This window comes from Halobacterium rubrum, from assembly GCF_021729015.1.
Taxonomy (GTDB): Archaea; Halobacteriota; Halobacteria; order Halobacteriales; family Halobacteriaceae; genus Halobacterium; species Halobacterium rubrum.
The window spans coordinates 965,537-978,642 of the sequence record NZ_JAJQQZ010000001.1 but is presented as its reverse complement, the minus strand read 5'-3'; the positions used below and the strand labels follow the sequence as shown (position 1 = coordinate 978,642).

The 13,106-nt window shown below is 69.0% G+C and carries 12 protein-coding genes; 5 read left to right on the top strand and 7 right to left on the bottom strand.

What is annotated here, in order from left to right; translation table 11 throughout:
- Positions 1–17 precede the first annotated feature (17 nt).
- Positions 18–1,856: an acetyl-CoA carboxylase biotin carboxylase subunit gene (locus LT971_RS05345; protein ID WP_237005817.1), complete on the bottom strand. Its 1,839-nt coding sequence runs from the start codon at positions 1,854–1,856 to the stop codon at positions 18–20.
- 139 nt (positions 1,857–1,995) lie between these two features.
- The gene (locus LT971_RS16505; protein ID WP_237005816.1) at positions 1,996–2,652 is read right to left on the bottom strand and encodes a helix-turn-helix domain-containing protein; all 657 of its coding nucleotides are present in this window, start codon (positions 2,650–2,652) and stop codon (positions 1,996–1,998) included.
- Between the two features lie 81 nt (positions 2,653–2,733).
- On the opposite strand from LT971_RS16505, the gene LT971_RS05335 reads away from it, so the two are divergent.
- Entirely contained in the window at positions 2,734–4,065 is a 1,332-nt protein-coding gene (locus tag LT971_RS05335) for a cytochrome P450 (RefSeq protein WP_237005815.1), read from the top strand.
- Between the two features lie 116 nt (positions 4,066–4,181).
- On the opposite strand, the gene LT971_RS05330 is transcribed toward LT971_RS05335, so the two are convergent.
- The 5 genes from LT971_RS05330 to LT971_RS05310 all read right to left on the bottom strand — a co-directional run bounded on the left by LT971_RS05330 (position 4,182) and on the right by LT971_RS05310 (position 9,907).
- Positions 4,182–4,433 (bottom strand): DUF8022 family protein, encoded by a 252-nt coding sequence (locus tag LT971_RS05330; RefSeq protein ID WP_272904611.1) that lies wholly within the window; start codon positions 4,431–4,433, stop codon positions 4,182–4,184.
- An 11-nt stretch (positions 4,434–4,444) separates the two neighbouring features.
- Complete coding sequence (locus LT971_RS05325) at positions 4,445–5,995, bottom strand: acyl-CoA carboxylase subunit beta (protein ID WP_237005813.1); 1,551 nt, start codon at positions 5,993–5,995, stop codon at positions 4,445–4,447.
- Positions 5,996–6,094: 99 nt separating this feature from the next.
- Positions 6,095–7,528, bottom strand: a complete 1,434-nt coding sequence (locus tag LT971_RS05320; protein WP_237005812.1) for a sodium-dependent transporter — start codon at positions 7,526–7,528, stop codon at positions 6,095–6,097.
- Positions 7,529–7,667: 139 nt separating this feature from the next.
- A complete protein-coding gene (locus LT971_RS05315) occupies positions 7,668–9,011 on the bottom strand; it encodes a sodium-dependent transporter (protein WP_237005811.1) in 1,344 nt (447 codons plus the stop codon).
- A gap of 191 nt (positions 9,012–9,202) precedes the next feature.
- On the bottom strand, positions 9,203–9,907 hold the full coding sequence (locus LT971_RS05310; RefSeq protein WP_237005810.1) for an SDR family oxidoreductase: 705 nt from the start codon (positions 9,905–9,907) through the stop codon (positions 9,203–9,205).
- A gap of 98 nt (positions 9,908–10,005) precedes the next feature.
- Between LT971_RS05310 and LT971_RS05305 the strand changes: the two genes are divergently transcribed.
- From LT971_RS05305 to LT971_RS05290, 4 genes are all read left to right on the top strand, one after another.
- On the top strand, positions 10,006–10,641 hold the full coding sequence (locus LT971_RS05305) for an SdpI family protein (protein ID WP_237005809.1): 636 nt from the start codon (positions 10,006–10,008) through the stop codon (positions 10,639–10,641).
- Between the two features lie 54 nt (positions 10,642–10,695).
- Complete coding sequence (sucC, locus tag LT971_RS05300) at positions 10,696–11,841, top strand: ADP-forming succinate--CoA ligase subunit beta (RefSeq protein WP_237005808.1); 1,146 nt, start codon at positions 10,696–10,698, stop codon at positions 11,839–11,841.
- Positions 11,838–12,707, top strand: coding sequence for a succinate--CoA ligase subunit alpha (sucD, locus tag LT971_RS05295; RefSeq protein WP_237005807.1), 870 nt, complete (start codon positions 11,838–11,840; stop codon positions 12,705–12,707). The genes sucC and sucD overlap by 4 nt, the downstream gene beginning before the upstream one ends.
- 190 nt (positions 12,708–12,897) lie before the next feature.
- Positions 12,898–13,101 carry a DUF7835 family putative zinc beta-ribbon protein gene (locus LT971_RS05290; protein ID WP_237005806.1) on the top strand — a complete coding sequence of 68 codons (204 nt, stop codon included), beginning with the start codon at positions 12,898–12,900 and terminating at the stop codon, positions 13,099–13,101.
- Positions 13,102–13,106 lie beyond the last annotated feature (5 nt).

Genomic DNA, 13,106 nt, shown 5'->3' with positions numbered 1-13,106 from the left:
TAAAGATTCGGCCGCCGTCAGTCGATGACCACCAGCACGTCGCCCATGTCGACGCTGTCGTCCTCCGCGACGGCGACCTGTGTGACGGTGCCGCCGTGGGAGGCGACCACGTCGTTCTCCATCTTCATCGCCTCGAGGACGACCAGCACGTCGCCGGGTTCGACCTCGTCGCCCTCGGCGACGTTCACGTCCAGAATCGTGCCCTGCATCTCGGCCTCGACCGTCTCGCCGTCGCCCTCCACGACGGTCTCGCCGCCGTCGTCGCTCCCGCCCGCGGGCTCCGGCCGCTCGCCGCCACCGTTCTCGGCGGCGGCGGTCGTCGCGAGCTGTGCGGCGCCGCGCTCCTCGAGGTTGACCTCGAAGCGCTTGCCGTTGACCTCGACGGTGAAGTCGCGCTCGACGACGTCATCGTCACTGCTGTCCTCGGACTCGGTCTCCGTGCCCCACTGCTCTTGGGCCTCGGCGACGCGCTCCTCGTCGAGGTCCTCGTCGAGGTACTTCGTCGTGTGCGTGCCACCGACGAACGCCTCGTCCTCCAGCATCAGCCGGTGGAACGGCACGATGGTCGGGATGCCCTCGATGTCGTACTCGGCGAGCGCGCGCCGGGACCGCGCGAGACACTCCTCGCGGTCGCTGCCGTGCACGATGAGCTTCGCGACCATCGAGTCGTAGTCGGTGACGAGGTCGTCGCCCTGCCGGAGTCCGTCGTCGACACGGACGCCGATACCGCCCGGCGGGTCGTAGGTCTCCAGTTTGCCCCCCGTGGCGGGCGCGAAGTCGTTGGCGGCGTTCTCCGCGTTGATGCGGTACTCGACGGCGTGCCCCTCCAGTTCCACGTCGTCCTGCTCGAACGTGAGTTCCTCGTCGGACGCTACCTTCAGCTGCCACTTCACGATGTCGACGCCCGTCAGCTCCTCGGTGACGGTGTGCTCGACCTGGATGCGGGTGTTGACCTCGAGGAAGTAGAAGTTCGTCTCCGGGCCGAGGAGCTCGCCGGGCTCCCGTTCGGGGTCCTCCTCGACGAGGAACTCGAAGGTGCCGGCGTTGTAGTAGCCCGCGGAGTCGGCGCCGCGGCGGGCCGCTCGGCCGATCTCCTCGCGGAGCTCGTCCGTGAGCGCGGGGCTGGGCCCCTCCTCGATGACCTTCTGGTGGCGGCGCTGCAGCGAGCAGTCGCGCTCGCCGAGGTGGCGGACGTTCCCGTGGTGGTCTGCGAGAATCTGGACCTCGATGTGGCGGGGGTTCTCGAGGTAGCGCTCCAGGTAGACGTTCGCGTTGTCGAAGTACGCCTCGCCCTCGCGCTCGGCGGACTCGAGCTGTTCGGCGGCCTCGTCCTCGCTCCGCACGATCTTCATCCCGCGGCCGCCGCCGCCGCCCTCCGCCTTGATGGCGATGGGGTAGCCGTGTTCCTCGCCGAACTCGTGGACGTCCTCGACGGACTCCACGGGGTCGGTGGTGCCCGGGACAATCGGGACGTCCGCGTCCCGCATCGTCTTCCGGGCCTGGGTCTTCTCGCCGAGCTGGCGCATCGAGTCGGCCGACGGGCCGACCCACGTCACGCCCTCGGTCTCCTCGACCTTCCCGGCGAACTCGGCGTTCTCCGCGAGGAAGCCGTAGCCCGGGTGGATGGCGTCGGCGCCGGCCTGTCTGGCGGCGTCGATGATGCCCTCGTGGTCGAGGTAGGAGTCGGCGGCGCGCGCCGGGCCGACGTTGTACGCCTCGTCTGCGTACCGGACGTGGCCGGCGTGCTTGTCCGCGTCGCTGTACACGGCGACTGTGTCCACACCGATGTCGTCACAGGCCCGCATCACTCGCACCGCGATTTCGCCGCGGTTCGCGACGAGCACCTTCTCGAACATTCTTGGACGTTCGTTCTGGGGACGCCCTACTCATAGCTTCGGTTCTGGGTCGTCGGTTCCCCGCCGGTTCAGCCCGGTCGTGCGCACGCGCTCGAACCGGTGTGGTGCGAGACTCGCCTCGGAACCGGCGACCGGGTGGTCACCGGGTGACACCACGGAGCGACGCCATCACCGCCGACTCCGCCTTCCGCAGGTGGTCGGAGACCGTCGACGACGCCACGCCGACCTCGGCCGCCACGTCGTCGAGCGTCGCCGTCCGGGGAACCTCGTAGTACCCGAGATCGACCGCCACCGCCACGACATCGCGCTGGCGGTCGGTCATCGGGACTGACGGCCCGCGGCGCCGGTCGTACTCCCCGACGCGCTCGACGGTCGTGTCCACGTCGCCCGGCAACTGCGCGAGGAGGCCGCGGAGGTCGTCGGGGTCGCCGACCACGTCGAACACCGCGTCGCCCTCGTCTGAGTAGACGACCGGCGGAACGACGAGCAGCGACGCGTACGCGAACGCGAGCAGGCACTCCCACTCGTCGTCTGTCGGCGTCGCGCGCACGAACGAGTAGAACCAGCCGTCGCCGCCGGTCGTGAGTTCGAACTCCTCGATGTCGTCGACGGCCGCGATGCGCTTTCGGTACGGCTCTCGGAGGCCCTCGACCCGGAACAGCACCACTGGTGCCTCCCCCGTGAAGTTCCACGACCACAGCTCCTCGCGGTGCATCTCCGGGTGCTCGACGAGGAACTGGTGCATCGGGTGTCTGGTGGCCGGCGGGAACCCGAGTCTCACACGGAGGTGTTTCACGGCCGCTCGTTCGGCCGCGTCACTTAAATCGTCTAGTGTGGCCGTGGGAAGTCGAATCCCGCTGGCCTCCGAAAAGCGAGTATGAGCGAAGCGACGACAGACGCTCCACTGGCGCCGAAACGCGACGGGGTCCCCGTTCTTGGGAGTGCAGTCGCCTTCGGCCGCGACCCGTACGCGTTCTACGAGGACGTCGCCAGCCACGGCGACGTCGTTCGGTTCTCGATGGGGACATACGACATGGCTGGCGTCCTCCACCCGAACGGTATCCGCCGCGTGCTCGTCGAGGAGCCGGCGGCGTTCCGGAAGCCAGACGGCCCCGGTGTGGACGTGCTCGCAGACGGGCTCCTGTTGACCGACGGCGACCGCTGGCAGCGCCAGCGAGGCCAGCTACAGCCGCTGTTCTACCGGGAGCGAATCGAGACCTACGCCGAGACGATGGCGACGTACGCCGCGGCGGCCGCCGACGAGTGGGCCGCCGACGCCGGCGGCGTGCAGGCGACCGAGGCCACGTCGCGGTACACGCTGCGCGTCCTCGGGAAGACTCTGCTCGGTGCGGAGACGGACGAACACCGGGCTGCGGTGCGAGCAGGCGCGAACGCTATCCGGGAACGGACCAGCGAGAACCCCGTCGCCGTCGACCTCCCCGAGTGGCTGCCGACGCCGTCGAACTGCCGGTACCGACGCGGTGTCGACCGACTGAACGGCGTCGTCGACACTCTCCTCGCGGACGCCGACGGGACCGGTGAGGACCTCCTGTCGGTGCTGGTCGCGCAGGACAGCGGCGGGGCTGGGGGCCGCACCGAGGACGAACTCCGGAGCCAGCTCGTGACGTTCCTGTTCGCCGGCCACGAGACGAGCGCGACTGCCCTGACGTGGGCGCTGTACGAACTCGGTCGGAAGCCCGAGGTCGCGGCCCGGCTGCAGTCCGAGGTCGACGCAGTCCTCGACGGCGGGCACGCGACGCTCGGCGACCTCCCGGCGCTCTCCTACACCGAGCAGGTGATTCGGGAGGTCCTCCGCCGGTACCCGCCGGCGTCCGCAATCTTCCGGGAGACGCGCGAGCCGGTCGTCGTCGGCGGGTACCGGATTCCGGCGGACACCTTCGTCGTGCTGCCGCAGTTCCACGTCCACACCGACCCGCGGTGGTGGGACGAGCCGATGACGTTCGACCCCGAGCGGTGGACCGACGTCGACGACCCCCCCGGCGACCGCCCCGACTACGCGTACTTCCCGTTCGGCGGTGGGCCCCGGCACTGCATCGGGATGCGGTTCGCGCGGATGGAGCTGCAGCTGGCGCTCGCGACAATCGCCCGACGCACCACCGTGTCCCACGACTGCGACGACGTCGGCGTCGACGTCGGGTCGACCACGCAGCCGGCGACCGACCCGGAACTGCGTTTCGAGGCACGGTAGCGGCTCGACGCGGTCGGTTCACTCACCGGAACTGTCGGTCTCGAGCCGGCGCGCTCGCCGTGCGCAGTCAGAGCGAACCCACCACGGGCACCAGCAGACGTACTCGGCCGACCCGCTCAGAACCGCTCGCGGCGCCCGGCTGCGCTCCACGCGTCCGTCGGCGCGCCGTCGGGCACGCGCACCGACCGGCCGCCGAGCGACTCCACGCGCCCCGCGAACGCCCACTTCCGGTCCGTCCAGTCGTCGGTGTCGTCGTCCTCGCTGGCCGCTTCGGCCGCGGCCGCGAGCGCAGAGACGTGGCTCTGGACGGCCGCAGCGATGGCGGCCGCCTCCTCGTCGCTGGCGTCGTCTGGGATTGTCAGGTCCATGTCGACAGCCATCACAGCGGGATGTTGCCGTGTTTCTTGTCCGGCGTCTCCTCGCGCTTGCTGGCCAGCATCTCGAGGTCGTCGACGAGCCGCGGCCGGGTCTCGGTCGGCTCGATGACGGCGTCGACGTAGCCTCGGTCCGCCGCCGTGTAGGGGTTCGCGAACTCCTCGCGGTACTCGTCGATGAGTTCCTGGCGGCGCGCCTCGGTGTCGTCGGCCGCCTCGAGCTCGTCGCTGTAGAGGACATTCACCGCGCCTTTCGGCCCCATCACCGCGATTTCGGCGGTCGGCCACGCGTAGTTCACGTCTGCGCCGATGTGCTTGCTCGCCATGACGTCGTAGGCGCCGCCGTAGGCCTTCCGGGTGATGACCGTCATCAGGGGCACGCTGGCCTCGCTGAAGGCGTACAGGAGCTTCGCGCCGTGCCGGATGATGCCGCCGTGCTCCTGGTCGGTCCCCGGCAGGAACCCGGGCACGTCCACGAACGTCAGGATGGGGACGTTGAACGAGTCACAGAACCGCACGAACCGGCTGGCCTTCTCGGAGGCGTCGATGTCGAGGGTGCCGGCGTTCACGCGGGGCTGGTTCGCGACGATGCCGACCGAGCGCCCGTCCAGCCGGGCGAACCCGACGACGATGTTCTTCGCGTAGTTCGCCTGCACCTCGAAAAAGGACTGTTCGTCCACGACACTCCCGATGACGTTCGTCATGTCGTAGGGCTTGCGCGGCTGGTCGGGGACGATGGACTCCAGCGCCTCGTCGCGGCGCTCGGGGTCGTCGTAGGGCTCGACCCGCGGCGGGTCCTCGACGTTGTTCTGCGGGAGGTAGGAGAGCAGACGCCTGATGTTGTCGAGGGCCTCCTCCTCGCTGTCGCAGGCGAAGTGCGCGACGCCGGACTCCGAGGAGTGCGTGGTCGCGCCGCCGAGCTCCTCGAACCCGACCTCCTCGCCGGTCACCGTCTCGATGACGTCCGGCCCGGTGATGAACATGTGACTGGTGTCTTTCACCATGAACACGAAGTCCGTGATGGCCGGCGAGTAGACGGCACCGCCCGCACACGGCCCCATGATGGCCGAAATCTGGGGGACGACGCCGCTGGCTTTCTCGTTGCGGGTGAAGATTTCCGCGTACCCGCCGAGGGCGTCGACGCCCTCCTGGATGCGGGCGCCGGCGGAGTCGTTCAGGCCGACGACGGGCGCGCCGACCTCCATCGCGCGGTCCATCACCTTCGTCACCTTCTCGGCGAACACCTCGCCGAGGCTCCCGCCGAAGACGGTGAAGTCGTGGGCGAACACGAACGTCGTGCGGCCGTTGACGTCGCCGTAGCCCGTGACGACGCCGTCGCCCGGCAGCTGCTTCTCGTCCATGTCGAAGTTCGTCGACCGGTGCGTGCGCAGCTGGTCCAGTTCGTTGAACGTCCCGTCGTCGAGGAAGTAGTCGATTCGCTCGCGGGCCGTCATCTTCCCCTTCTCGTGCTGGGACTCGATGCGGGCCTCCCCCCCGCCGAGGAGTGCGCGCTCGGTCTTCTCGCGCAGTTCCTCGATGCGCTCTTCCATCGTCATCTGATTATCGGGGTTTCCGCGACCGGCGGCAAAAGGATTCCGAGACGGGGACGCCAAGCGGGGTCGAGGCGCCAACGGCGAGCGACGGCGGCGGGCCGGTCAGACGACCGACTCGGCCCGCCGCAGCCCGAGGAACGACGCGACCGCGACGAGGACGCTCACGGCCACGAACAGCCGGGTCTGTCCGAGTGTGACGCCGAGCAGTTCGACCGACGCGACCGAGACGCCGAGCGCGGCGGCGAGCCCGGAGACGAACGTGAAGATGAGGAACACCGGGATGAATACGCCCGCGGCGTACAGCCACGCCGTCGACAGCGACGTCGCGAACTCGCCGGCGCCGAGTTCGTACTCCTCGACGGCGTCCCGGCCGAGCACCCAGCCGGCGAACAGCAGGAAGCCGACGAGCCCGCCGGTCAGCAGGAGGTCGACGAGCGTGCTGGCGACGAAGCCGAACACGCTCGGGTAGAGCGCGCACACCGAGCCCGTGACGGCGAACAGCGCCACCAGTCCGGTGGTCGCGGCGGGTCGGGAGACGCCGTACTCGTCGACGAGGAAGGAGACCGGAATCTCCAGCATCGATATCGAGGAGGACAGCGCGGCGAGTGCGACGACGCCGAAGAACACGACGCCGACGACCTGCCCGTAGGGCAACGAGGCGAACGCGCTCGCGAGGCCGACGAACAGCGCGCCGGGGCCGCCGCCGCCGGCGTCGCCGACGAGCGCGAACAGGATGGGAAAGACGACGACGCCCGCGAGCACGCCGACGAACGTGTTGAGGACGGCGATGGCGGTGCCGTCGGCGGCCAGCGAGCGGTCCTCCCCGAGGTAGGAGGCGTACGTGACCATCGTGCCGGCGCCCAGCGAGAGCGTGAACAGCGCCTGGCCGGCGGCGGCCGGGAGGATGTCGAGGAAGTTCGTTTCTAGCGCCCCGAAGTCGGGGGAGAGGTAGAACGAGAGTCCGGCCGCGGCGCCGTCGAGTGTGACGCCCCAGGCGGCGAGCCCGACCAGCAGGACGACGATGGCGGGCATCATCACTTTCGTCGCGCGTTCGATGCCGCGTTTGACGCCGCGGAGCACGATGAGCGCCGTGACGCCGAGGAACAGCAGGTGGAATCCGAGGGCTTCGACGCCGTAGTTCACGGCCCCGAAGTACTGACCGGGGTTCGCGAAGTACGCGCCGGTGAAACTGGCGCCGAGGTACCGGAAGATCCAGCCACCGACGACGCTGTAGAACGACAGCAGGACGACAGCGGTGACGACGAAGACGTGGCCGAAGACGGTCCAGCCCTTCGAGTCCGAGAGTGCGGAGAGTGCGCCGACGGGGTTCCGTCGGGAGCGTCGGCCGATGACGAACTCCGCCAGCAGACCGGGGACGCCGACGACCAGTACGACCCCGAGGTACACGAGGAGGAACGCCGCGCCGCCGTTCTCGCTGGTCATCCACGGGAACCGCCAGAGGTTCCCCAGTCCCACCGCCGACCCCACCGCGGCCAGAATGAACCCGAGCCGCGTCTGCCAGGACTCACGTGTCATTGCAACTCTGTAGCAAACCCCCCCATTTTAGGGTTACGACCAACGAACCGTCAACTCCCCGAGAACACGGCGCAAGCCGCGTGAAAAACCGTTATGGAATTTCGATTCTGTGGCCGAATCGCGGTCTCGCCGACGATCCCTAGCCGAGGACGACGGCGGACTCGATGAGCTGTGCCTTCAGCGCGAGGTCCTGCACGCCGAGGACGAGCGTGAGACCGATGGCGGCCGGGATGACCAGACGCACCCACCACAGCCAGAGCGCCGTGAACCCGGTGCCGAGCGAACTGCCCTGCGCGAGTTCGTCGACGGACTCGTCGAAGGCGACCCAGCCGACGAACAGCGCGAACAGCAACACGACCAGCGGCAGCAGGAGGTTGAACACGATGTCGTTGTACCAGCCAAGCGTGGCAGTCGACAGCGCGGTCGGGATGCCGGCCGCGAAGATGGTGCCGCCGAGCACCGTGGCGACGACCTTCCGGTCGTAGTCGTAGTTGTCGACGACGTACGACACCGGCGTCTCGAGGAGGCTAATCGCGCTGGACAGCGCCGCCAGCAGCAGGACGATGAAGAAGCCGACACCGAGCAGCTCGCCGCCGGGAATCTGGGCGAACGCGCCGGCGAGGCTGACGAACGCAGTGCCGACGCCGCCGGAGCCCGGTTCGACGCCGATGGACAGCAGGACCGGGAAGACGACGAACCCGGCGAGCAGCGCGACGAGCGTGTTGATGACGACGATGGCGGAGCCGTCAGCCGGGAGGCTGTCGTCGCTCCCGAGGTAGGAGGCGTACGCGATCATGACGCTGAACCCGAGTGACAGCGTGAAGAACGCCTGCCCGACGGCGGACGGCACGATGGAGGTTAGGTTGTCGGCGAGGTAGCCGAAGTCGGGGGAGAGGTAGTACTCGTAGCCGGCCGTCGCGCCCTCGAGGGTGAACCCCCAGGCGGCGAGGCCGAGCAGCAGGACGAGGATAGCGGGCACCATCACCTTGGTGGCGCGCTCGATGCCGCCCTGGATGCCGAACGCGACGATTGCGACGGTCAGCCCCATGAAGAGGGCGTGCGTACCGACGGCCAGCGGGCCGGCGGAGACGGTGCCGAAGAAGCCGGCGACGTTACCGAAGTAGGTGCCGGTGGCGCTGCCGACGATGTAGCTCAGAACCCAGCCGCCGATGACGCTGTAGAACGCCAGCGTGACGGCGGAGCCGAGGACGCCGAGCGTCCCCGCGAACGACCAGTTCTCGAAGCCGAGCTCGCGGAACGCCGAGATTGGGTTCTGTTTGCTGCGCCGGCCGATGACAAACTCCATGAGCATCGCCGGGAAGCCGATGACGAACACGACTGCGAGGTAGACCAGGAGGAACGCTGCACCGCCGTTCTGTCCGGTCTGGAACGGGAACGACCAGATGTTCCCGAGGCCGACCGCCGACCCGACGGCGGCGAAGATGAAGCCAACTCTCGTCGTCCACGTTTCACGTTCTGCCATGTTGTACCACGCCGTTCTCTGTGCCTGCCTGAAAAGCCGTTCGAATTGGTAGAGTACAGCACGCCAACAGGAGGCATGGTTTTCGAGCGTCCAGTTCGGTGCGGCTAGATACCCATATTCACCACGTACGTCCACTGGAACGGGGCGTTCGCCGGCGAACCGCAAGTCGAATCGGCGGGTGTGAGTGACGGTCAGGCTTCACCGTAGACGGGGACCGAGCCGCCACTGGTGGGTGGCGTGGCGTCAGAACTCAGTGAGAGCACGACGCGGGCGATGTCGGCGGGGTCGACCCACGAGTCGTGGTCGGCGTCGGGCAGCATCTCGCGGTTCGCCGGCGTGTCGATGACCGAGGGCATGACGGCGTTCGCGCGCACCGCTCCACGGTTCTCCTCGGCGATGGTCTCCGTAAGCAGGCGGACGCCGGCTTTCGCCGCCCGGTAGGGGCCGTCGCCCTCGCCGCCTTCGAGTGAGGCGCGCGCCGACACGGAGACGATGTTCCCGCCGCTCTCCCGGAGGTGGGGGAGGGCGTGCTTGCTCGCGAGGAACATCGTCTTCAGGTTCACGTCGAAGACCGTCTCGAAGTCCCCGACGTCGGTCTCGTCGATGGGGTCGCCGCCCTGCCACATCCCGGCGACGTTGCAGAGCGCGTCGAGGCCACCGTGGGCGTCCACAGCCCCGGAGACGACCTGTTCGGCCTGTGCCTCGTCCGTGAGGTCGCCCCGGTAGAACGACACCTCGCCGCGGTCCAGTTCCGTGTCCTCGCCCGGTTCCACCACGTCGGTCCCGCAGACCGTCGCGCCGGCGTCGTCGAACGCCCGGCAGACCGCGCTCCCCAGCGCGCCCGACGCACCAGTCACCAGCACCACGTCGCCCTCGAAATCGAACTCGGCGTGCATATCGGTACCGTGGAACGCGACCACCGTAAACGTATCCGCGACCCAACAGTAGCGCGCTGCTGGCTGCTTTTATACTGCAGGCGCGCCCAGTACCGTCCGTGACCGACGACCGACGGCTCCTGTACCGCGGCGGGATGCTGGTCGCCGTCGCCGTGCTCGCCAGCGCGCTCGCGGCGCCAGAACTGCCAGCCAGGATGGCGACGCACTGGAACGCCGCCGGCGACGTGGACGGCACGATGCCGACGTGGCTCGGCCTGTCGCTCACCCCGGCGGTGGCCGCGCTCACCGTCGGCTTCTTCCACGTGCTCCCCCGCCTCGACCCGCGCAACGACTACGACGACTTCCGTGACGCTTACGACGCCCTCGCGCTCGCCACCGTCGGATTCGTCGTCTACGCGCACGGGTTCGTGCTCGTCGTGAACCTCGGCGTCGACGTCGCCCCGATGCAGGCGCTCGCCCCCGCCCTCGGCGGCGTCTACGTCGTCGCCGGCGTGGTGACGGCGCGAACCGACCAGAACTGGTTCGTCGGCGCCCGCACGCCCTGGACCCTCGAAGACGAGGGGGTCTGGGCCGACACCAACCGCCTCGTCGGCCGCGTCCTCGTCGCCGGCGGGCCGGTCGCCGCAGCCGGCGTGCTCGTCCCCAGTTACGCGCTCGCCCTCGCGGTCGCCCCGGCCGTGCTCGCTGCCGCTGCCACCGTCGGCTACTCGTACTGGCGATACCGGCACGCGTAGCCGCAGTCGCAGACCGATGGGCTTTATGCGCGCCCGGGTCGCCCTTGAGAGTGCATGAAGCTTCACGAGTACCAGGCGAAGCAGGTCTTCGCCGAGGCGGGAATCCCGACCCCGGGGTCGGAGCTCGCCTCGTCCGTCGACGAGGTCGTCGAGGCCGCAGAGGGCCTCGGCTACCCCGTCGCGGTGAAGGCCCAGGTACACGTCGGTGGCCGCGGGAAGGCCGGCGGCATCAAACTGGTCGAGGACGCCGACGAAGCCCGCGAGGCCGCCGAGTCGATTCTCGGCATGGACCTCAAGGGCTACACGGTCGAGAAGGTCCTCGTCGAGGAGGCCGTCGACTTCACGAACGAACTGTACGTCGGCGTGACGATGGACCGCGGCGAGGGCAAGCCCGTCGTCATGGTCTCGGAGCGCGGCGGCGTCAACATCGAGGAGGTCGCCGAGGAGGACCCCGACGCAATCGTGCGCGAACACGTCGACCCCTCGTTCGGCCTGCACCCCTATCAGGCCCGGAAGGCCGTCTACGAGGCCGGCATCCCCCGCGAAGTCGCCGGTGACGTCGCGTCCATCCTGACGACGCTGTACGACCTCTACGAGGCCCGCGACGGCAGCGACGTCGAGGTGAACCCGCTGATGGTCACCGCCGACGACGAGGTCATCGCGGCAGACGCCGTGATGAACATCGACGAGGACGCGCTGTTCCGCCAGCCCGAGCTCGCCGAGATGGAGGAGGAGGCCGCCGAGGACGACCTCGAAGCCAAGGCCAACGAGTACGGCTTCGACTACGTGCGCCTCGACGGCAACACGGGCATCATCGGCAACGGCGCCGGACTCGTGATGACCACGCTGGACCTCGTGGACTACTACGGCGGCAGCCCCGCGAACTTCCTGGACATCGGCGGCGGCGCGAAAGCCGAACGCGTCACGAACGCCCTGGACATGGTGTTCAGCGACGAGAACGTCGACAGCGTCGTCTTCAACATCTTCGGGGGCATCACCCGGGGCGACGAGGTCGCGAAGGGCATCAACGCCGCGCTCGAACAGTTCGACGAGATCCCGAAGCCCGTCGTCGTGCGGCTCGCCGGCACCAACGCCGCCGAGGGCCGCGAGATCCTCAACGACGAGCTCGTGACCGTCGAAGAGACGCTCGAGGGCGCCGTGCAGCGCGCCGTCGAGTACGCCGAGGAGGGAGACCAATGAGCATTCTAGTCGACGACGACACCCGCGTCGTGGTGCAGGGCATCACGGGCGGCGAAGGCAAGTTCCACGCCGAACAGATGATCGAGTACGGGACGAACGTCGTCGCGGGCGCAGTGCCCGGGAAGGGCGGCCAGGAGGTCGCCGGCGTCCCGGTCTACGACACCGTCGACCAGGCCGTCGAGGCCGAAGACGCGGACGCCTCCGTGGTGTTCGTGCCGCCGGCGTTCGCCGCCGACGCGGTCTTCGAGGCCCTGGACACGAACCTCGACCTCGTGGTCGCCATCACCGAGGGCATCCCGACCCAGGACATGGCGAAGGTGTACAAGCGCCTCTCCGAGGTCGACACCCGCCTCATCGGCCCGAACTGCCCCGGCATCATCACGCCGGGTGAGGCGAAGCTCGGCATCCTGCCGGGCAACATCTTCGAGTCCGGCAACGTCGGGCTCGTCTCCCGCTCTGGCACGCTCACGTACCAGGTCGTGGACTCCCTCACCTCGCGCGGCATCGGGCAGACGACCGCCATCGGCATCGGCGGCGACCCCATCATCGGCACCGACTTCATCGACGCCCTCGAGCTGTTCGAGAACGACCCCGACACCGAGGCCGTCGTGATGTGCGGCGAGATCGGCGGCGAGGACGAGGAGGAGGCCGCCCAGTACATCGCCCAGCACATGGACACGCCGGTCGCCGGCTTCATCGCCGGCCGCACCGCGCCGCCGGGCAAGCGCATGGGTCACGCGGGCGCCATCGTCTCCGGTAGCGGCACCGGCACCGCCGAGTCCAAGATCAACGCCCTGAACGACGCGGGCGTCCCCGTCGGCGACACCCCCGAGGAGGTCGCCGACAACATCGAAGACCTGCTGTAACCCGGCCCTTCTCTCTCCCCGCTCGTCGCGCCGACCAGCCACAGCACCCGGGAGCCGGCCGCGACCCCGGTTCGACACCGCCCCCGCCGCCATCCGTGGATTATCCCGGGTTAATTCGGCTTAATTCGGGCCGAACCCGGTGTCAGCGTCGTCCCGGCTTATCCCCCTCCCGGTCGTTGGCCGAGTCACGATGGCGACCAAACCGATGGGGACGACCCGGCAGGAGCACTGTCAGGCCTGCGGCCGGGACACCCCCCACGACGTCAGCATCGAACTGCGCGCGGAGACAGACGACGAGAGCGCCGCGAACGCCGAGTTCTCCCGGGAGCCCTACCGGGTCGCGACCTGCCAGCGCTGCGAGGCAAGCCGGTCTCGCCGGATGAACGACGCCTGACTGCC